Below are 20,610 nucleotides of genomic sequence, written 5' to 3'. Positions count from 1 at the left end.
CTATGACTTGGGCGGCGAAAGCCGCCCTTTTTTTAGCACTGCGCGACGTTCGCTTGCGTAACTTTCGGTTGCAGAATCGGCTTATCCGCGTAGCGGCGTTGCCGGTGAAAAGACCAGTTACTATTTTCGGTGATGACCATCGCCAACTCGAAAGCTAATCCTTTGCGAGTTGAGGAAGCCGGTTTAATGGTCTTTAACCAATAGGCTTCCATCGCATCGAGCGATGCAAATTCTTTCATGTAGAGAGGAACGCTATCGCGTATCCAGTAGCCACCGTTTTCGCATCGCGGCGCTGCGTAAATTGTGAATTTATCAGTCATGGGCTTATGAATTATCGGCGCAGGCGTCAATGTCTTGACGCTAAAACATCTTGCTCACATTTCTCTAATAACAAATTTCGCAGGCATCGACTATGTTCTATGCTCAAGAAAACCGATGCGCCTACATCATGCAAGACGAAGCCAATAACCGCGCGCCCTTGGCGCTGGTCCCCGACCCAAAGCCCGTTCAGAAAGAAGACGAACCTCCCATATGTGGCGACTACATGCGCACACTTAGGGAGCTGGAATACGGGCTATATCCCTAGCAAGTTGTAGTTCTACAACCCTTTTTCGGTCGATATATCTTTTTAAGACATCTTTTTTGCGCTATACTGGTTGCCTGAAAAACGGAGGTTTTTATGGCAGCTACAGAACCCACAGACAGCGCAAAAGTCTTCATGGCCGGGAAGTCCCAGGCCGTGCGTTTACCGAAAAAATTTCGCTTTCCGGACGGTTGCGATGAGGTCACGATTCGACAAATCGGCGGGGCGCTGATCCTCACACCGCGCTACAAAACCTGGGACGAGTTATTCGCCAACATGGAGCCGGTGGACGATGATTTCGTTGACGCGGTTTTGGCCGCGAAACAAGAAGACCTCGGCGAAGATTCACGACGAGCGAGTTTTGACGGATGAACGCAATGCTCGACTCGGATACCTGCATCTACCTGATGAATCGGCATCCGAGAATGGTCGCTCACGAACCGCTACACAAGTGCTGCATTTCCAGCGTCGTGCTGGGCGAACTTGAATACGGTTGTTTGAACAGTCAACGCATTGTCGAGAATCGTGCAAAGCTAGAACTGTTCTTGGGCAACATTGCCATTGCCGTCATTGGCGAAGCCGAGGCAAAGGCGTATGCCGAGCTTCGCATGACTATCAAGAGCAACATCATTGGCCCTAACGATCTTTGGATTGCTGCGCACGCGCTGGCACTCGATCTACCCATTGTGACGAACAACGACCGAGAATTCGGACGTGTGCCGAACCTGGTTGTCGATAACTGGATGCAAGATGGCGACTGATCTCACGCGTCGCAACGTCATTCGTCAGCTTGACGCGATGGGCGTCGAGGATTTTGAGATTGGCGTTTTAGTCCCTGAACAGGGCGAAGAAGACGCGAAAATGATGCTGCGCGAATGGGATCGAGACACCCTACTCAAGTCGTTGGGGTGGCTAAAAGGCCAGAATGCTTCTGGCAACCACATTTTCATTCGTCCAAACGGCAGCCAGGGCCTTATCTTTATGGACGATTTGAACGTCAGCAGCTTAATGGAGATTGAGCGGGCAGGTATCAAACCTGCCGCTGTCGTTGAATCCAGTCCGTTGAACTTTCAAGCCTGGGTGCGTGTGAGCAATGAACCGATCGATGCGGATCTCGCAAGCGCCATCGGCCGCACCTTGGCGCGTCGCTTTCGCGGCGATCCTAATAGCACCGATTGGCGACACTTCGGACGTCTGGTCGGCTTTACGAATCGAAAGCCTCAGTATGTGAACGACAGTGGTCACTTCCCGTTTGTGAAGCTCTCAGAGAGCACGACACGCGCCGGTGAGCACATCGATAGCGACGCCATCGTTGAGCTGGTTAAAGCCGGTAAGGTGCTTCTGGAAGAAGAACGCGCCGCGCAGCTCGCGGAGATCGAGCGACTAAAGGCCGCGCGCAACGACAATCAAACGCCCTACTACGACCTCAAAGACCCTACCGAATTCTACCGCTCTGAACTGCATGGCTTGATGGGACGCTTCGGCAAGAAGCTCGATTTGTCGTTGGCCGATTGGACAATCGGCAAGAACATGCGCGAGAAAGGCTACGTTGCAGAGCAGGTAATGATTGCGATTCTTGAAGCGAGTCCTTCGCTCAATTCTCGCAAGTCCGGCCACGTCGAAGACTACGTTCGACGGACGGTGAATAAACTCTATGGACTAGACGCGGCTTAACTGGCCTTGCGCGGTTGCGCGTCAAATAGGGTATTGAGCTTCCCGTGCTTTTCGAGGTAATCCTGAATCGCTAATCGCACATGCCTAGCGCGGTTGGTTTGATCTTCCTCACCCATCTCGTCTAGGAGTTCCGCATAATTCGTGGGAACTGTTGCGCTTACTTGCGTTGATTCTTCGGCAATTTTTTTCACTTGGTTCTATTTGCACCAACTTGGATGAAGTGTATAGTAGCGGAAATTCTGCGCCTACAGAAGCACAAAATGTATGACTGACGAGAAGCGGGACGATCCACAGCGTATGCTTGATGAGTTGAAGCGCGAGCTAGACTCTCAAATCGAGCAGGACGCCGCGACCCCGCCATCCCGACGCAGACAATCTCAGAACAACGGCCCCCAGGCCATCGGCGATTTACTCAATACGCCGAGCATGAAGAAACTCGCCAAGCCATCGCCGACGCTGCGCGTCAAAGCGACGATCCCCGCTCCGGACACAGAAGACCTCTTAGGCCCCGTACCAGAGCCGGAGGCGACACCCAACGTTCCGGTTGAACAGAAGCCCAGGAAGACGCCACGCGTCTTACAGGGCGATCTACTGGCCTATGAAGAACCCGACGAGATTGTTTATCAACACTCCGTCTTGTGTCAGACCGTCTTGCCGTATCGAGACCCGAAGGGCCTCGACACCTGGTCACGGGTGCAAGGTGACGCACACCTGTCTTTGACAGCCGGTGAAGCGTTCGACGGCGATAAAATGGTTCGCGTACCGCTCCCCTTTGGACCGAAGGCCCGGTTAGCCCTGTATCACCTCAACACGCTTGCGGTCCTCAATCAGTCGCGACACGTCGAGGTAGGTGACAGCCTCACCGCTTTCGTTAAGCGGCTTGGCTTGGCTCACAAGGGCCAGAACGTCAAAATCGTCAAGGAACAGCTCTCACGCCTCTCAGCGTGTCGATTGACGTTCGGCATGATGGTTAACGGCCGACCGCGTACCGTGAAGGCCGACATCGTTAAGGGTTTCGAGCTATGGGAATCCAGCCACGAAAACCAACGCGTATTGTGGCCTAGCATTGTGACGTTCAGCCAAGACTACTTCGATAGCTTGCTCGAACACGCGGTTCCGCTGAATGAAACGGCCGTCGCTCGGCTCTCGCACAGTGCGATGGGCTTAGACATCTACACCTGGCTCGCGCAGAGGCTTCACAGGGTAAAGCCTGAGCGTAATCAGTTCATCCCTTGGCCAAGATTGCATGAGCAATTCGGACAGAACTACAAGCGTCTGAGGAAGTTCAGAGAGGTGTTCAAAGACACCTTGAAGCAAGTCTACGTGGTCTATCCGGAAGCGCGTTTCAAGATCGATCACCGAGGCATGTTCCTTGCCCACAGCAAGCCGCCAGTCGCGAAAAAGCGGCTCCTATCGCTCAAGCCTGACGCTCGATAGCAGTAGAGACTACTTTGGGGCGCTTTTGCCCTATCCTATTGAAAATAAACGACTATTTTCACGGCCCGCTGTTGTGTGTAAGTCGGTGGAGAACCGAAGTTATCCACGACTACTTTGGGGCGCTTCTGAGACTACTTTGGGGCGCTATGGTCGCGTTTTCAGAGACTACTTTGGGGCGAAACCAGAGACCAGTTTGGGGCACAATCCTATATATCCTATATAAATTCTTCCTATAGGTTACTGGCCTGATATTAGCGACCGAAAACGGTGGATAAGTTTCAGCGTTCACTACACAGCCTCGAAGAAAATGGCGCTTCGCGCAGAATTAATGTCGTGGCAAGCCACGCCAACTTCAGCCTACGGCACTACACAACTTGCTCGGCCTATCGGCCTGGTTAAAGCGCTCGCTTCGCTCACGAAGTTGTAGAACTACAACTCGTACAGAGTTATCATATGGCAATATTGTTGTTTTGCCTGCGCCTACGAGAACCTTCCGACTAACCAATGACTAGATGAGAGTCCATGTCTGAAACATCCGAACTGACAATTCTTGAAGGCGAACTCAAGCAGAGAATCAAGGACGGCGAAAAATTCAAACTCATTCTTGAGTACGACCCAACGATCAACCAGTACGCGCTCCATGCGAAGGGCGCACGAAAAAAATTCGAGATTCACACATTTCGCGGCGGCATCCGAATGATGCGTGATCCGCACCGAGCAATGACCTGGGCGGAGTCCACCGGCATGACCGGTGTCGAGCTGGATCATAGTTTTGCTTGATGCGTTCTTGCAATATGATAATATTGCAATATTGCAAACTACCTGAGAGACAAATCCTATGAAAGTAATCAGCGTTGCATCAGTCAAGGGTGGCGTAGGCAAAACTACGACCATCGCCATGTTGGGCCACTACGCGGCTGAACATGGACTCCGAACCCTGTTGATCGATGCCGACGTACAGGCGAGTCTCACGGTCTCATTTTTCGATGACATCGATGAAATCGAAAATCACGACACGACCTATCAGTTGATGGTCGAGGATGGGCCGATTACTCCGATTCCTATTCGCGATAATCTGAGCATCCTACCGGCCGATGCGTATTTATCGCGTCTGTCCGAATCGAAGGATTTGAAAGTGATGATGTGTCTCAAGGAACGCATCGGTGAACAATTCCCCGATCGCTACGACCTGGTGTTGATTGATACCCCAGGATCAACAAGCACCGTGCTTGCTTCCGCGCTTGGCGCATCCAACCACGTCTACTCGCCGATCGAACTACAGAAGTATTCTGTACGCGCGTTTAAGGAAGTGATGGACCTGATTAAGAGCGTGCGCGGTTCGATCAATGCGGGACTGAAATTCGAGGGTTTTTTGCCGAATCGAATTCGAGGCATTCGCACGAATGCTGCCGGTCAGCCAGAACCGAACAGCACGAAGCAACGCGCTGTGTTTGAGGAACTGCAATCCATTGGCCCGGGCATGATCCTGGGCATGTTCGGATTGCGTGACGCCATCGGCGCCGCCGAGGATGGTCAATCGGTTCAAGATGCTCGCGGCCGCGGATCGCAGGTTGCTCGCAATGAAATTGAAGCGTTCGCTAACGAGTTGTTAGGGCGCGCCGGATTCAAGTTTGAAGACGTCGCGGAGGCTCACGCATGAATGACAAAAGCACAATGATGTCGGGTATCTCAGATTTCCTCGAGCAAGAAGAAACTGACCGACTCGTTGAATTGCTGCTGACCGACGTCGACCCCGATCCCGATCAGGATCGACACAGTTGGGACAGCGAAGAAACAAAAGCGCACGTAGCGTCGATGACTGAGAGCATCAAAGCGAACGGCGTTCGCCGACCGATTGAAGTCTACGAGCACGTACCTGGTCGGTACATGATTATCGCCGGTGAAGTTCGGTATCGCGGATCCATCGCGGCCGAGAAAGAAACGATCCCTGCGTTGCTGAGATTGAACACCGATGAAAAACAACGTTCGATGGATATGCTCACCGAAAACTTCTCACGGCTTGGCCTCGCTCCGATGGAGCTCGCGCGCGCGTTGAAACGCCGCATCGATGGCGGCATTACACGCGAAGAAATTATGGCGAGTACCGGCAAAGATAAAGCCTGGTTAAGCCGCATGTTGGGACTGTTAGAACTGCCCCTCGATGTGCAGGAGTTTGCGGAAACTGGAACCGTGCGTGATCCGGCGCGTTTGCATTCGCTGGCTAAGATCGATGAAGACAATCGTCCGGCGATATTGGAAAACCTCGCGTCCGGAGACGCGACGGTTGGTGAAGTGCTTGCCGCTCAGAAAGACGCCAAGAACGCCGGCGACAAGAAACCGAAAAACAAAACCAAGAAAAATACCCCGCTTCCACCCGACCTCGCCATGACACGCGAGGAAGCCCAAGCACTCATCACCTTCTTTCATCCTGATCGCGAACCCTGCGAGTCGGATGATGCGCTAGACACTGGCTTTAAGGCTGTTGTGGTTGAGCTACTTAAAGTGGTCGAGTCTGGACAACGCTACGAACCAGCCAATGACGCAGCCACCAAAACGGAAAACTAAAGCACACGTCTACGGAACGGTAACGTTCAATGACCCGCTGGCGGCGACGATCTTTGATCGCCGTGCCACCGATTTCAATACGGGGCTGCGAGACAAAGACCTCATCAAATGCGGCAGCATCATCGGCATTCTTTATCGCAAGTCCGCACAGGACGATGCGGCCGCGACTGACGCCCTGCAGGAGTTAGTCAAACTGATTGGTTCAAACCAAACACGGTTTGACGATACTGTAGCGGCCATTGAAGAAGCGTTTAACGATCTACCGGCGGAAAAACGACTACCGTCACGGCCAGGTTCGGGGTTGAGTTTCGACGTGACCTGGAACAATAAGATGTTCCTTGCCGTGTTGCAGATCCTTCAAGACTTCGATGCCGCTCGAGGCAAGCTGGTCTGTTTGAAAGATCACAACGCCATAGAGCACAAGCAGTACGCGAAACTTTCAAAGCAATTGCTCACGCCCCTACGATCGATCATTGAATCGGTTTTCTCACTCGCCAAACAAGCGAACTAACTTGGTTTGGAACGGCTACATCACGGTCAAATAATCTTGCAGAGTGCTCGCGCAGCACTCGCAGATTTGCGTCGTGAAATTGACGATAGTCAATCATCGCCGATCGACCAGGCCACCCTTCGCGAACTGTTCTTACAGATCGATTCACTAGCGGCCGCAGCGCTGAAATCGAATCTTGATGTCTCAACGATTGATCGTGTCGTTGCAGTGAGAGACAAAGCAATCGAGATTCTAAAAACCGTTTCGATCAACTGATGCCTATCTCAATTCGCGCTACCCCACGCGAATCCCGAGTGAAAAATCAAGCGTTTTTTGCTACATTTGCAAGCACTAGCAACCGTCACTCTCGGCTAGTTGAAAAGTGGCATCAATAATCACATGTGATAATTGTAAGGAGGCTTTTATGCTTCTCACACGACACGTCGACGATTTTCGTCGGTCACCTAAGGTTGGCTTTGGCAAATCATTGGGTTTTCGCGAGCAGTGTAACTACTTGCTCGAAAATGGCTTTCGTCTTCATTGTTCTCCGTTTCACGGTGAATATGAAACAAGTCCGGTTACGCGTGGCTTTGGCCGAACTTCTGAAGCGTCGATTCCGATCGATTCTAAAGAAGCTCTCGTAGCAGAAGATTACGTGATGGCTTTGAGTAAGTGCGAAACGATGCTCATCTTGTACTACCACAAAGGTAAGCGAGATAAGTATTGCGAAATTTCGCATTCGCCTGACACGGTATTTGTTAAACGCATGTTTGACTACTACCGAGTCTGTCTGGCTAACAGTGTCTACGAACACCACGTAGACATGGATGGCACCGCTTCATAGCGAGCTCATCTGTTTGCTTTCATAGCAAATACACAAAAAGGAACCTTCGGGTTCCTTTTTTTTGCCTGTGTTTTACCGCCAGTTGTAGAACTACAACGGCGCTTGTGAAAAATATTTTCAAAATGGGTGCGACAATTTCATTCGTCGCGACAGTACCGTATTGAAACCTCTTGATTCGAGGCTTCCCTAATCGCCTCAAGCCACGGATGGCAGTGGGCGCATCTACGATCCTTTCGGTCCAAAATCATCAATATCAATCGACTTCGTTCGAGGCGCAGAAGGCGCGTGTTTGCGCCTGTGGCCTGTTGGCAGGTCTAAGCCGTCGCCAAGGTCCATAGGCTCGTCTGTATCCTCTGCTGCCTCTGTATGCGCGTCTGAGGCGGTTTCTGCCTCTACCGGCTCGCTCTCGTCCTTCAAATCGCTCTCCGCGCGCCCTGCTCCGTCTGAGGCGTCCTTTTGCGGCACCGGCGAAGCCTGTTCGCCGTATCGATCCAGATCGACGCTGACCCAGGACGTGAACACGTGGGTTGCCAGTTCGTTCGGCCGATACAGAATCCCTACTTGCTTCGGCAACATCATCGCCTCATTCGGCGTGATTAGGTTTTCTTCGGCCTTGCGTACTGAGCGTTTGTTCTCCCACGTTTCTTCCTGGTGGCGACCCACATCGACGCCTTGACTGAACGTGACGGACTTTTGAATGGTGCCGGATTCTTCGGCCATCACTTCTGCGGTTTCCGCATCCTTCGCCATGTAATACAGCGAGGTCTTGCAATTGACTTTCACGCGCTGCGAAATCGCTCGCGCGTTCATCGTTTTGTCCTTGAGGTTCAACAGATCCCCTTCGGATTGATAAGCAAGCGCCATGTTTGCGTTGAATCCCGCAATCGTCGCTAGTGCGTCTGCGACTTTCTCAGAGATCAAGAACGCAACCTCATCGATCGCTACGAAGCAATGCGTCTTGCGTTGCGTGTGCAGCCGCTTCAGCTCTTGCACAATCTCCATGAGCAGACTGGTCGTGATGCTGTTAACAACGGTGTCGTCCAGGTCGCCGCGAATGTAAACAACCGCGTCCTCAAGCAAGCTACGTTCAACCGAGAAGCCAGGACGCGCTGGCGTCGTCTGGAACGTCGAAATCGCCATAATCTCGTTGATGTAACTACGGCTTCGGCTCACCGAATCACGCACTTTAGGATCGTTGAGCAGCTTGCGTAGATGGCCTACTGTGCCATCCCATTTACCGAACAAAGCGTCGATGACCTCACGCTCATTCGCTTTGTAGTAATCCGCGTCACCGCCGGTGTCGGCGAGACCGATCACATGCAGCAGTCGTGCCCTACGGTCTCGCGCATCGCCTCCGGCGAATGGCGCGTATTTGCCTTTGCCCGCGTCGCGCAAATCCAAAGTGACTAACCTACGCCCTGTCGCTTCACAGGCTTTTGCCATGATCGCTCGAGCGTGTTTATCCGGTTTGGGGTCCACAAAAATCACGCAATATCCCTTGCGAATCGCCTGGTCTAATTGCACCCCGAACTCGATACCCTTACCGACTTGTGTCGGCCCGACATACCGTTGATGTCGCTCGCGCCAATCTTCGTCCGTGTCGTAAATTGGTTTTCCGGATTTATCCAATCCGTAAAAAATATGCCCCTTCTTGTAGTGCTTCGTCGGGTCGTATTGGTTGGTCTCAATCTTGCCCTTCATGGCACGAATATCACTCAGCTCGTCGCCGGATTGTTTCACGGACCATCGCCTTTTCAGCGATGACCAGCGTGGAACAATTACGCGTGCGTGAAGCAGCGACAACAGAAATCCGGCGAGCCAACCAATGATCGGCAGTGTCCAAATATCGAGATATTCGTTCCACATGAAACGCGCAAATTTTTCGAGATACAGCGCAGTCGGTTCTTGGGTGATGGCCCACCCAACGTAGAACACGAAAGCTGGCAGTATGAAAAATATGAAGATTGCGCCATAGCCACACACCTGCCGAATTCGGATCACGATCAATTCGCCGAGGGAATATTTGTCGAGTTGGTTCACGACAAATGGGCGTGTGCCAAGCAACGCGAAGCCGAAAAAAATCAGCGCGACGCAGAGGTAGTACCACGGGTTTACCCAGTCATAAAACCAGTCCAGAAATTGCAAAGCTAGCTCTTGCATACCTAGCTATCCTCCTTCTCGTTTACCCGTTGTTCAAGCCTCATTTTGCGTTCTACCTCAGCGCTGATATCGTCTCCGCTCGCGGTTGTAGTTCTACAACTTTCCGAGGTTTGGCCTCGGTTGTAGTTCTACAACTTTGTCGTAGAGCAGGGCGGTTGTAGTTCTACAACTGCTCAACGACATGGCATTTCATATGGGAGATTATATGCCTTTTTGGGTTTGCATTGAAACTGCTATGCGATCTCCCATATAATCTGCCATATGAAAGCATTCACATTGCCTTATCGACAATGCTCACAAACGAATTTTTCGGCGCGAAAAATATCGTTTCAAGAGACTGCGTTTGCTGGACGCCACTACGTCTCAAGGGTATTTCCGTCGCTAGGGCTCCTGGCATACCCTCTTTTTCTACCCCTCGGCTGGACGCCTCACTCACGAAAAATTCACCCGCACCCGCGTCAGGGATGCTCGCACCCTGACCACCCGCTTTGCGGGCTGCGGCGCACCGCGTCGTTCCTCCTTGGTTTTTGCGCCTTGTCGCTTCGCGATCTCCCTGGACGGTCGACCCTCAAAACGGGTGGTCAGGCTGCTCGCTGGCGCTCCCATCTGACGCGGGTGCGGAGCACCGCTCTCTCCGGCCGGGGGGCCTCCGATCACTCGTTCGCGCTAGGGCGCTCACGTACTCCTGGGTGCTCGGCTAGGGCCTCGCATCTGCGCCAGGAGGCGCAGACAAGACCGGTCATTCCGTCGCTGGGGCGACTCCATTTCCTTCGGCGGCGAAGCCGCTCGATCTTGCCCGAGAGGGCCAATTTGAGGATTGGCCCCGCCGCTGGACGCGGCTCCTTTCGCTCGCACTGGACGTGCTCACGCGCGGCTCGTCGTAGCTGTCTACCGCCCCAAAGTGGTCTCGACGCCGCGTGCAAAAATCTCGCTTCGCGGATTTTTCAGCAGAGCATGAACCCTGCAAAATGGACTCGGCATTTTGCTGAATCGGGGTTCATCGAAAGCACACAAGCGGGCGCCCGAACAATCGTTCGGGCTGCGGTTGTAGAACTACAACTGGCCGCTCATGTTTCACGAATTTGGATTTTCAGGAATGTTCCACGCTCGCGTTGTAGTTCTACAACCGCCGAAAAAATTCGCGCCTACGGCGCTTCAATTGACCCAAGTTGTAGTTCTACAACTGGTCAATTTTGGATGGGCGGGGCGGCATGAATAAGCGAGCACGATTCGACGAAAAGCGTGATTTTGTCATTCACTGGATGCTCGAATTTCATGTGGCGACCCGCAGCATTTTGTGTGGTGCCCTTGGCATCAACAGTAAAAATCAGAACAGCTTTTTCCTATCGTTAAAGAAATCCGGCCTGTTTGAAATCGTCCGGCATCCGTTGCTCAAAGAGCAACTTTGGATGCTGAACTTCCAAGGCAAGCAATACGCGGCTCGATTGTCTGAGAAGGCAGAGCGTTATCACGCCACGCCATCGCGCGTCGTGAATTCCACGACCGTCCACACCTTGAGCGTTCAGCGAGCCATTATCGACATCAAGGGGGCAGGGATCGCGCTTCCGTTCGACTTCCAGTCGGAACGCATGATTACCACTATCGAACAGCAGAAACGGCCTGACGCGCTTGTGACGGACGATCAGGACGTACTGGCACTGGAAGTCGAACTCACTCAGAAAAGCCGTAGTCGGATTTATCTCGGCTTCATGGATCACATCGAGAACATGAAGGCGCAGCTCTACGAGCGCGTCTTATACGTCTTTCCGACGCAATCCCTCTGTGATGGGTATAAGCGTCGCTTCGATCAACCCCAATGGCCCGTACACTTTCGCGATAAGTACGGAAAGATTCGCGCGCAGATGGATGGCGATAGCCAGGTCATGGCGAAGGCGGATAGCGAAGCTATCCGCTCGCGGTTCCGCTTTGACTACCTTGAGGCGCTAAACCCATGAGCAACGACAAATTCAATCCGAAGGACATCGAGCATATCGGCGGTGAAACCGACGTTATGAGCACATCGTCCGCGTCGCTGGTCGAAATGTATCTGGCGCCGGTCTTTGAATATTTCTCTGACCCGCAGGTGACAGAAATCATGGTCAACTCATTCGACCAGATCTACATCGAGCGGCGAGGGCAGATAGAGAAGGTCGATGCGACCTTCAAAAATGAAGAAGCCGTGCAAACGCTGATTCATATGATCGCGACTAACACGGGTCAATCGAGCGATCCGCTCAATCACCCGATTGTTGATGCACGGCTTCCAGATGGGTCGAGGGTTTGCGGTGTTCTCAAGCCTTGGTCGGCAGGCGGAAGCTCATTGAGCATACGCATTTTCCCGAAAAGCGTTCTGACTGCGAGCGATCTTCGACAGGGCGGCTCGTTTACTGACGAGATGTTCGAGTTTCTAAAACTCGCCGTAAAAGTTCGCTCGAACATTTTGGTATCCGGCTCAACCGGCTCCGGTAAGACGACGCTGCTTAACGTGTTAAGCAGCTTCATTCCAGAAGAAGAGCGCGTAGTGACCGTCGAAGATACCGAGGAATTGAAAATCGGCGTGCCTAACTGTGTGCAGTTAGTTTCTGCCAATCGGAAGAAAGACGAGGGCGATGCCCAGGACACGTCGATGCCCGCATTCATCAAGACTGCGCTGAGACAAAATCCTGATCGGATTATTGTCGGTGAGATTCGAGACATGAACGCGGCGTCTGCTTTTTTACAAGCGATCAACACTGGACATAACGGTTGTGCCTCGACGCTTCACGCAAACAGTTGCTTCGATGCGTTACTGCGTTTGCAAAACTTTCTAGGCGCTACAGGACTCGAGGTTTCTTATGTTGAATCGCAGGTTAGAAGCAACTTGCATTTGCTAATTCAAGCTGAGAAGGTTCCAAACGTCGGACGCGTGATTGTTTCGATTACAGAAGTTCGGGGTAATGAGACGTTTGAGTTGTGGGGCTTTGATTACGTGCAAGGCGTTCACACGAAAAACCCCGATAGCTTTGAGGGTTCTTTAGTCTTAGGACTTGCAAAGCGTTATGGATTTGATCGAGGAAGCTAAAAAAACGGAAATAAAATATTGGCCGGCAAACCGTGATAACTCTGTGATAAATCGTGACTAATATTTGATCGGGGTAGAACGAACTGACGGCAAGGTTAAGCACAAGCTACGAAAATGCTTGTCAGAACAAAATAACAATATTACTATCTTGCTTGATACGCGATCGATCAGAGGTGTTCTATGCACCCTGCGCCTAACTTGATCGTTTCAACGCGCTAGAAACACGCATAGAGCATCAGACAACAACGCACAGTTTGGAACGTGCGCTGTAAATGTTTGAGGGGACTTTATGTCGTGGACCAACAACAACAGAATGACCAACACCAAGTAGATAGCGCTACTAAGAATCGAGCTGTCTTTAACGACGTCTCGACGATGGCAGGTATGCCGACCGGCTTGTTCCTGTTAGGTGTCGTTTTGTGTGTTGGCATGTATGCCGCGACGCGAACCTTCTTCGCAATTCTAATTCTCGCCCCTGCTTATTTCATACCGATGTACGCCATCCACAAGGATGACGTGCGCGGTCTCAAGATTTGGTTATCCGTCTGGAATGACAACGTGAACCTATGGGAGAGCGCGCGGCGCAAACCCATTCACATTGTCGTTCGGGAGAAGCAACGGTGATGGTGGGAGCCAGCACTACAACCTTAAATCGTGGAGGAGTAATACAAGTGAATACTCAAAATCGAAGAATGGGCGTGATGGCAACGCTGGCCTTGTTGGTCGCTGCTCCATCTGCCTTCGCAACTGATATTGGCGCACCGGACGATGGTCTGTTCGCGTTTATCGGTACGTTCCTGCAACAGTTCGTAGACTTCCTTGAAGGTCCGTTCGGCCTGGTCGTACCCATCATCGGTCTCGCACTGGCTGTCGGCGTCTGGATGCTCGGTACACGCGGCGGCGAATCTCTTGGCTGGATCGGCCGCGTTGTGATCGGCGCGCTAATCATCGTCAACATTCCGGCAATGATTATCGCAATCCAGGGCATTTAGTGGTGGTGTGTAGTGGCTAGAAGTAAGAAGCCCCTTCAAGCGAAAGAAATTGGTGCAATTTCTGAGGTGCATAACGAACTCGCCGTGTACGGCGATTTCGTGCTCACCAAGAAGGGATCGCTGATCGGTGCAATCGAACTACAGGGTCGTGACCCTGACGGTTTGATTGCGGAAGATCTACAGGGGCTTGCTTACATCGGCCGCGCTCTTTATCAAGAGCTAGATGAAGGGGTCATTGCGACTCAGTATTACGCGCACTATGACGGCGCGACTGTCGCCCTCAGAGATCGCGACCACACGATTTCCCACCGCCTGTCTAAAAGCCGCGAAGCCTTCGTGAACAAGCAGAGCTTGTCTTCAAGCTCCCTTGTTCACTACTTCGAGGTGTTGCCGGACGAGTCTTTGTCGCAGCTCGACAAAGGGTCTTTGTTTATGCACTTGGCAAAGGCCATCGTCTCGGCGGATTCTCGGGACATCGTGAAACGACATTTTTCTAATGTCGAAAGCGTCGTTTGCTACTTCGAGGAGTTGGAACGACAAACACAAGTGCTAACTAACATTCTTTCCGACGTTCAAAAGCGTTGGGATACAACACTGTCGCCGCGAATCATGTCGAAAGACGAGATTTGGGCGCACATGAAATTTGTCTCTAATCTTGAACCCTATTATCTCAGCGACGAATACAAGGCTGAGGCACCAGAAGGCAGTTGGGATGTCGCGTTACCAGACGGCGACATAAGTCTTATGACGGTACGCAACATGGATACCGTCAAGTTGCACAACACAACGCCGACCTATGCACGCTTCTTAGCGGTGAATCGGTTTGGTGCGAATAACGTGCCCTGGGGCTTTTGGGCCGACCGTAAAGGCGCACCTGTGCGCTTACAGGGTAACTACTTGTTGATGACGCGAATGCACGGCATGAGCCGACTGCAAGCGTCAATGATGTTCGGTGCGCGAGAACGGGAACTTAATCGACGCGCGCTTGATTTTCGTTCGTTGATGAAAGGTGAGACGCCAACAGAGTTGGAACGCCGCGAGCTTATGAAGCCCGCGATCAAGAAGGCACTCGAAGACCTGGGCGAAGCGGAAATGATCGATGACGGATGGGCGAATGTGCATTCGTACATCGTCACCTGGTCCGACGATGCCAAGACCCTTTCCGATATGTCAGTGACGCTCAAGCGAAGCGCCGATCGCGCTTCGCTAAATACCTGTTGGGAGAATGCCGGGTTATCGCGCGCATTCAAAACCCTGCAACCGGCGGGCCGAGAACATTCTTTGCGAGACGTTGTATTTACAACGACGCAATACGCAGCATCTTCGCTGTTCTACAAGCCTTGCGACGGCCAACAGGCCGTCCCCGATTTGGGATCGCCGGATAAACCAGAAGAAGCGCTTTATATCTTTGTCGGTGACGATGGCACGCCATTCTATTACTCACCTTTTGTGAACGGTCGCGCTGTCGTGATCGGGATCGGTCCGATCCGAAGCGGAAAGTCATTCCTGAAAAATACTGTTGGCTCACACTTCACAAAGTACGGTGGGTCAATACACGGCATCGATGTTGACGAAGGCATGACGCCAGTCGCGCAGTCCTTCGGTCAGGACGGCAGCGTATTCGAGCTCGAGCAGGGCGATGGCGTGGGCTTTAACTCTTTTGCTGTGTGCAGAGGGGAGGGCGACACCGGGTTTATTCAGCACTACAAGTCGCAAATTATGATGATGCTCGCGACTAACGATAACGATGAAATGAAGCGGGTCACGCCCGAAGAACAAAAGTCGCTGGACCGCGCGATTCGCGCGGTCATCAATCTTGAGCCGCATTACCGTCGCCTCTCAACTGTTGTTCAGCATTGCCCTGAATCTTTGCGCATGAAGTTGTCGCGCTGGATTCACGGCGAGAGCGACGAACACCACGGCATGTACGCTCAATACTTCGATTCGCCTCGCGACACTATAGGCAGCATCAACCAGCGGGCCGTTGCCTACAACCTCAAAGCAATCAAAGACGATCCAATTTTGTTGCCGCTGGTTATGGCCGAGATTTTCTTCCGCGTAACTCGCCTATTTGAAAATCCGAAGTATCGCCATTTGGCGAAGTACCTTGATGTCGACGAAGCGCATGTGTTGTTGCAGATCCCGTATGTGCAGGAATACATCATTCGCAACGCGGTTCGGACGTGGGGTAAATACCTCGCCGGCGTTGGTCTTTGGAGTCAGAGTCCCCAGGAGTTCAAAGACCTCAAGCACTGGCCTGCCGTTCGTTCGGCCGCTTCGACATTTTTCTTCATGGCCGATCCACAAATGGACGTCGAGCTATACAAAGAAACATTCCAGCTCACCGATGGTGAGTGCGACGCTATAAGAACGCTTACGCCTAAACGCGAAGCGTTCATCATTCAGCGCGATCTCGGTATCGCAAAGAAAGTGATTCTCGAAGTCGAACCACAGCAATACGTGATCTCGACTTCCAAACCGTCTGATGCAGTTATCAGACGCCAGAACATCGATGCTTACGGCTTCGAGGAAGGTATTCACCGAACGATTATCGATCTCGGACTTGAGGACGAAGACTACGTTAAACCCACTGACGACGACATTGAGGAGGTTGCCTAACCATGCGCAAATTTATATGCACGATGATGATTGCGATGATGGTTATCACGCCAGTCATCCCGGTTCAAAGAGCACAGGCGTCCGGCTTTCCGGTCGTCGACATCGCCCACATTGCTCAAAGCATTGTCGGCTACGTTCAAGAACTTGCGGACTATGTTGAGGCTATACAACAGACCGCGCTTTCGACCAGCCAGCTAACGCAGATGATTACTGACTACACCCAGGTTCTGCAGGAGTACGAGCATTACCTGGATCAGATACGGCAATTGCAAGACGTTATTTCCGGTGACGATTGGAACGAGTTGATCGCTACAGTTGAACGCGAGTTGGCGGAGGTGTCCGATATTTCTCTAACTCAAATTCTCGATCCCGACGATGGCGACTACGAGGCTGACCTACGTGAAATTCTCGAAAACCAAGGGTTAGCTTCACCTATACCCGCCGACGTCACGGATTTTTACGAGGATGATCTTAACGTTCCCGCTGGTGAGTTGGATGCAATGAACCAGCGTTTGGAGCGTATGGACCTCGAATATCGTCGTTACGCAGCACAACACGAAAACGTTGCAAGAAACACTACTCGCATGGTCGAGCTAGACGATCAGATTACGTCTGTCCAAGCGGCTGCCGCTTCACTAGGCGAACAATCTGACTTGGCCACGTTGCAAATGATCGCACAGATTCAGTTGCTACAGATGAAGCAACAGAGCCTTGCGATGCAACAGAGAAACCAAGAGCTGCAACTTTATGAGCCAACGAGCTTGTTGATAAACCAACAACGCGCCCGGTCGGTCGAACGAGAGCGATTGCGTGTACAAGGTGCCATCGGCCAAGCCAATGATGGCGTTGGCTACGACAATTTTGCAGACGAGTACGGCCTGTAATGAAACCCGCTCTCTATTTAATCGCTTTTCTGATGTCGGTATCCGCATTCGCGGATACCGGCGACGATCCGAAAGCTAACGACGAGCCGCTTATGCTAGGCGAGTTCAATCTAGCCTCGACTGTCTCTTACAGTCTCGAGCGAAATGACGATGGAGAGCCTTTTGATCCCAATTTCAAACAAGAAGAAGACGCCAAGCAAGCGGTGATTGACGCTGTATGTGGTGAGGTCAAAAACTTTTTCAAGAAAACGGAATGTGTAGGAGACGTTAGCAAGCAATTCACAAGAGCTGGTCGGTTGCGTGGAACGATTGACTTCGTGCGACTCAACTACCTGCCACTCGACCGTAAAGCGCTGACCGCTTTATTGACTGAGCTAGAGAGCGCGTACAAAGCGTCACGCGACTACTTTGCCGGTGACAAACCGGCTGGTGTCATTTCGCGTCAGGGCTTAAACGTAGAGATCATAGAAGTTAAGAACATCATCGCTATAACCAACAAACGTGAGTTGGTATCCGCTTGCGAAGAAATATTCGGGGAGGGGCATTCACGATGCAAACTCCCTTGAACCCTATACAGCAACGCGCCATCGAACTGCGCATAAACCGCTTCGCGGTTATTTCGGCCGCCGTCATCACGTACTTGGTGTTCTTCATTCCGACTGCGTTTGCTGGTGACTACTCAGACTACGGCGATGCGCACACAGCATTCGGTACGTTCTTGGACTCTGTTGAGGATTTACTGGATGCCGTTCTTGCACCTGGCTCTAATGCTGCTGCCTTCATCGAGGCGTTCTTTCTATTCGGGGTTATCTACAAACTTGTTACCGTCATCGCCAAGTACATGTTACTTGCCGGTGAACTGATCGATGTTTTCCAGGCGATCATTCTGATCGCCATTGTCCGTGCCTTACTTGATTTCTACGGGCCGGTTACATCGGCTCTATTCAGTTGGTCGGGGGACTTTGCGTCCGCCATTCAAGAGCCTATCGTTGGGACTGGTGATGTCTTTTTTGTCACCGAGTACATTCAAAATATCATTGCTGCGATTACCCACGAAGACACCAGTATTTGGGACGGCATTAAGATTGCGTTCGCGACGATGTTGCTTTCTGGAACGCTGCTGATTCTTAGCATTTTGGCGTTTTTCGCGGTCGCCTGGGCGGTATGGGGTTTCGCACTATCGAAACTCATCGGCTGGATGTTCATTCCGTTTTTGCTCTTTGAGCGAACTGCTTTCTTGTTCGATGGCTGGCTTCGTTTCATGGTCGGCTTTTTACTTTATGCCGTGATAGCGCGTGTGAATCTTGTTCTGGTTCTGGTGCTTTTCGCGAGTTATTTCGGACTTCCGTTAGATTCGCCAGTTGGACCGGATCGGGCTTTCCCGATTCCTAACGTCGATGAAATCGGCGGTCTTTTATCGCTCCTGATTATTGCAATCCTCTCCCTGATTTCTACTGGCCGCTTCGCAACCGCGTTAGCTGGTGGGGTGGGTGGCTTTGGTCAGGCCGTTGGAACTATTGCGCGTACCGCAGCCCTAGGCTTTGGCGGTGCAGCGAGGCGAGCTGCTGCGACATCCCGCTAAGAGGTGAATCAAAGTGGCAACACAACAAAGGGCAACCGTGACTAAATTGAATCCACAAGTAGACCAAGACGAGGCTTACGAGAATTCCGTAAAGCCTCGTACTGCCAAAGATGTTGGCAGAGCCAAGGACGTTCTTCGAGCGGCCGAGTTGTCGGCCGATCGGAATCGTTGGTTTCTCATTTGCCTTGGCCTGATCGTTGTTGTACTCGTCATGGCGTTCAAGCTCACGCAGATGTCTTCTGACCTCGCTTCTAACTACAAAGTCGCTTGGGTGAAGATGGACCCTTCCGGTACGTGGAATATCGACCTCTCTGAGACCCAGGAAAAGCGCACCTATCTTGGTGCGACTGTCGAATCGATCCTTAGCAAATGGGTGCGTCGTAGATTCTCCGAACAGCCAGAAACGATCCGCTCCGATTTTGGCTATGTAATGGAATTCTTGTCGCCACGCCTAAAGGCGGACTTCACTAGCGAGACAGGCTTTAACGCGGCGCAGCGCGCCGCTGATATTCGTAGCAACCGTTCACACGGTTCCGTCATTTATGAGGTCGGTGTGATCGACCACTTCGACCAGGACAACAACGCCCTTTTCGCTGGCGGCATTCAGTCGACTGTTTACCGAACGAATATCTATGTGCAACGCAAAGAGTTCTTGCCAACCGGCGCAGAGCGGGGCGCACCAGATAAGAAATTCATCACTATCGAATGGCGATTGATGACCGATCGCGAAATCAACCTGATAACAAACAAAGATGGGGGCATTGCATGGTTGCGAGAAAACCCTATCGGTCTTGAGATCGTGAGTTATCAAGAGAACGAAGACTTTTCGGACAATCAGTAATGGGAGGCCCATACATGAAACGTAGACTCGCTCAATTAACCTCGCGCACCTCGGCCTTACAGGGGTTGTTCGGCGCGTTAACCTTGTTGGTAGTAGGTAGCGCACATGCGGCTGACGTTCAGCCTTGTCGTGAAATTCAGTGGCAACCGTACCAGCTCTATACGGTGACCGCTTCGTTGCATCAACGCACGCACATCATTTTGCCCGAGCCTATTCAGGGCAAACCTGTGCCTGGTAGTCCGCAGCTTTGGGACGTAGACGGGGAGAACATTCACCTGTTTATCAAGCCCAAGAATTTCGGCAACAACGAAGGTGGGACAACAACCGTCACGGCCGTTAGCAAATCCAATACGTCCTATGACTTCCTCGTTAAGCGCGTGAAATCCGGCGCAGATATTTGCGTCCGCATTGTCGCTGAACAGGGTATCGACGGCGGCGAACTGATGGGTTGGGAATCGAAGGTTGAACGTGAGAACGGGCAGCTCCGCAACCAGCTCTCATTTCAACGAAAGCAAGTGCAAGCAGCTCGGCAAGCCGGCGAGCAAGCGACGCTCGACGCGCTACACGCCTATCGCACGCAAATCTATACCCGATACAGTTGGAAGGGCGGCAAATCTTTCTTCAACGAATCGAATGTCACAGACGTATGGGACGACGGTCGCTGGACCTATGTTCGGATTAACACCGATAACAAAGGTCTGATGCAGATCACCGCGATCGTTCAGGACAAGGAAGAACTGATCGAGTACGACTACGATTCAGATCAACTCGTTTATCAACTCGCTGGCCTTTACCCTGAATTCGTCCTTCGCTACAACAAAGCGAAGATCACTGTCACTCGCGAAGATTCCGCTACTAGCGGCGCTTACTAATTTGAG

23 protein-coding genes are annotated in these 20,610 nt (G+C 52.0%); 20 read left to right on the top strand and 3 right to left on the bottom strand.

Features of this window, described 5'->3' with window-relative positions; translation table 11 throughout:
* Positions 1 to 32 precede the first annotated feature (32 nt).
* The gene (locus AAF465_13665) at positions 33 to 320 is read right to left on the bottom strand and encodes a hypothetical protein (protein MEM7083773.1); all 288 of its coding nucleotides are present in this window, start codon (positions 318 to 320) and stop codon (positions 33 to 35) included.
* A gap of 92 nt (positions 321 to 412) precedes the next feature.
* On the opposite strand from AAF465_13665, the gene AAF465_13660 reads away from it, so the two are divergent.
* The 4 genes from AAF465_13660 (at position 413) to AAF465_13645 (ending at position 2,257) form a co-directional block, all read left to right on the top strand.
* Positions 413 to 586, top strand: coding sequence for a hypothetical protein (locus AAF465_13660; protein ID MEM7083772.1), 174 nt, complete (start codon positions 413 to 415; stop codon positions 584 to 586).
* Positions 587 to 679: 93 nt separating this feature from the next.
* Positions 680 to 955 carry a type II toxin-antitoxin system VapB family antitoxin gene (gene vapB, locus AAF465_13655; GenBank protein MEM7083771.1) on the top strand — a complete coding sequence of 92 codons (276 nt, stop codon included), beginning with the start codon at positions 680 to 682 and terminating at the stop codon, positions 953 to 955.
* On the top strand, positions 952 to 1,344 hold the full coding sequence (locus tag AAF465_13650; protein ID MEM7083770.1) for a type II toxin-antitoxin system VapC family toxin: 393 nt from the start codon (positions 952 to 954) through the stop codon (positions 1,342 to 1,344). Before vapB ends, AAF465_13650 begins: the two co-directional genes overlap by 4 nt.
* Complete coding sequence (locus AAF465_13645; protein MEM7083769.1) at positions 1,334 to 2,257, top strand: DNA-primase RepB domain-containing protein; 924 nt, start codon at positions 1,334 to 1,336, stop codon at positions 2,255 to 2,257. The genes AAF465_13650 and AAF465_13645 overlap by 11 nt, the downstream gene beginning before the upstream one ends.
* On the opposite strand, the gene AAF465_13640 is transcribed toward AAF465_13645, so the two are convergent.
* Positions 2,254 to 2,448, bottom strand: a complete 195-nt coding sequence (locus AAF465_13640; protein ID MEM7083768.1) for a ribbon-helix-helix protein, CopG family — start codon at positions 2,446 to 2,448, stop codon at positions 2,254 to 2,256. The genes AAF465_13645 and AAF465_13640 overlap by 4 nt on opposite strands.
* A gap of 73 nt (positions 2,449 to 2,521) precedes the next feature.
* Between AAF465_13640 and AAF465_13635 the strand changes: the two genes are divergently transcribed.
* From AAF465_13635 to AAF465_13610, 6 genes are all read left to right on the top strand, one after another.
* Positions 2,522 to 3,694 (top strand): replication protein RepA, encoded by a 1,173-nt coding sequence (locus AAF465_13635; GenBank protein ID MEM7083767.1) that lies wholly within the window; start codon positions 2,522 to 2,524, stop codon positions 3,692 to 3,694.
* Between the two features lie 522 nt (positions 3,695 to 4,216).
* Positions 4,217 to 4,474: a hypothetical protein gene (locus AAF465_13630; GenBank protein ID MEM7083766.1), complete on the top strand. Its 258-nt coding sequence runs from the start codon at positions 4,217 to 4,219 to the stop codon at positions 4,472 to 4,474.
* A 58-nt stretch (positions 4,475 to 4,532) separates the two neighbouring features.
* Positions 4,533 to 5,354 carry a ParA family protein gene (locus AAF465_13625; protein ID MEM7083765.1) on the top strand — a complete coding sequence of 274 codons (822 nt, stop codon included), beginning with the start codon at positions 4,533 to 4,535 and terminating at the stop codon, positions 5,352 to 5,354.
* A complete protein-coding gene (locus AAF465_13620) occupies positions 5,351 to 6,259 on the top strand; it encodes a ParB/RepB/Spo0J family partition protein (protein MEM7083764.1) in 909 nt (302 codons plus the stop codon). The genes AAF465_13625 and AAF465_13620 overlap by 4 nt, the downstream gene beginning before the upstream one ends.
* Positions 6,231 to 6,770, top strand: a complete 540-nt coding sequence (locus AAF465_13615; GenBank protein MEM7083763.1) for a hypothetical protein — start codon at positions 6,231 to 6,233, stop codon at positions 6,768 to 6,770. The genes AAF465_13620 and AAF465_13615 overlap by 29 nt, the downstream gene beginning before the upstream one ends.
* A 403-nt stretch (positions 6,771 to 7,173) precedes the next feature.
* A complete protein-coding gene (locus AAF465_13610; GenBank protein MEM7083762.1) occupies positions 7,174 to 7,593 on the top strand; it encodes a hypothetical protein in 420 nt (139 codons plus the stop codon).
* A 222-nt stretch (positions 7,594 to 7,815) separates the two neighbouring features.
* Here AAF465_13610 and AAF465_13605 read toward each other — a convergent pair whose 3' ends face one another.
* Positions 7,816 to 9,753, bottom strand: a complete 1,938-nt coding sequence (locus tag AAF465_13605; GenBank protein ID MEM7083761.1) for a type IV secretory system conjugative DNA transfer family protein — start codon at positions 9,751 to 9,753, stop codon at positions 7,816 to 7,818.
* A 1,211-nt stretch (positions 9,754 to 10,964) separates the two neighbouring features.
* On the opposite strand from AAF465_13605, the gene AAF465_13600 reads away from it, so the two are divergent.
* The 10 genes from AAF465_13600 to AAF465_13555 all read left to right on the top strand — a co-directional run bounded on the left by AAF465_13600 (position 10,965) and on the right by AAF465_13555 (position 20,604).
* Complete coding sequence (locus AAF465_13600; protein ID MEM7083760.1) at positions 10,965 to 11,708, top strand: hypothetical protein; 744 nt, start codon at positions 10,965 to 10,967, stop codon at positions 11,706 to 11,708.
* Between the two features lie 86 nt (positions 11,709 to 11,794).
* Positions 11,795 to 12,814 (top strand): ATPase, T2SS/T4P/T4SS family, encoded by a 1,020-nt coding sequence (locus tag AAF465_13595; protein MEM7083759.1) that lies wholly within the window; start codon positions 11,795 to 11,797, stop codon positions 12,812 to 12,814.
* Positions 12,815 to 13,108: 294 nt separating this feature from the next.
* Positions 13,109 to 13,438 (top strand): hypothetical protein, encoded by a 330-nt coding sequence (locus tag AAF465_13590; GenBank protein MEM7083758.1) that lies wholly within the window; start codon positions 13,109 to 13,111, stop codon positions 13,436 to 13,438.
* 47 nt (positions 13,439 to 13,485) lie between these two features.
* Entirely contained in the window at positions 13,486 to 13,806 is a 321-nt protein-coding gene (locus AAF465_13585; GenBank protein ID MEM7083757.1) for a TrbC/VirB2 family protein, read from the top strand.
* Positions 13,807 to 13,818: 12 nt separating this feature from the next.
* Positions 13,819 to 16,425 (top strand): hypothetical protein, encoded by a 2,607-nt coding sequence (locus AAF465_13580; protein ID MEM7083756.1) that lies wholly within the window; start codon positions 13,819 to 13,821, stop codon positions 16,423 to 16,425.
* 2 nt (positions 16,426 to 16,427) lie between these two features.
* The gene (locus AAF465_13575) at positions 16,428 to 17,309 is read left to right on the top strand and encodes a hypothetical protein (protein ID MEM7083755.1); all 882 of its coding nucleotides are present in this window, start codon (positions 16,428 to 16,430) and stop codon (positions 17,307 to 17,309) included.
* Positions 17,309 to 17,875, top strand: a complete 567-nt coding sequence (locus AAF465_13570; GenBank protein ID MEM7083754.1) for a hypothetical protein — start codon at positions 17,309 to 17,311, stop codon at positions 17,873 to 17,875. Before AAF465_13575 ends, AAF465_13570 begins: the two co-directional genes overlap by 1 nt.
* Positions 17,860 to 18,891 (top strand): type IV secretion system protein, encoded by a 1,032-nt coding sequence (locus AAF465_13565; protein MEM7083753.1) that lies wholly within the window; start codon positions 17,860 to 17,862, stop codon positions 18,889 to 18,891. The genes AAF465_13570 and AAF465_13565 overlap by 16 nt, the downstream gene beginning before the upstream one ends.
* A 13-nt stretch (positions 18,892 to 18,904) precedes the next feature.
* The gene (locus tag AAF465_13560) at positions 18,905 to 19,732 is read left to right on the top strand and encodes a VirB8/TrbF family protein (protein MEM7083752.1); all 828 of its coding nucleotides are present in this window, start codon (positions 18,905 to 18,907) and stop codon (positions 19,730 to 19,732) included.
* Positions 19,733 to 19,746: 14 nt separating this feature from the next.
* The gene (locus AAF465_13555; GenBank protein ID MEM7083751.1) at positions 19,747 to 20,604 is read left to right on the top strand and encodes a TrbG/VirB9 family P-type conjugative transfer protein; all 858 of its coding nucleotides are present in this window, start codon (positions 19,747 to 19,749) and stop codon (positions 20,602 to 20,604) included.
* Positions 20,605 to 20,610 lie beyond the last annotated feature (6 nt).

The organism is Pseudomonadota bacterium, from assembly GCA_039028935.1.
Classification (GTDB): Bacteria; Pseudomonadota; Gammaproteobacteria; order Steroidobacterales; family SZUA-146; genus SZUA-146.
Note: the sequence above shows the minus strand (reverse complement) of the source record. Positions and strands in the feature narration are given on the sequence as shown.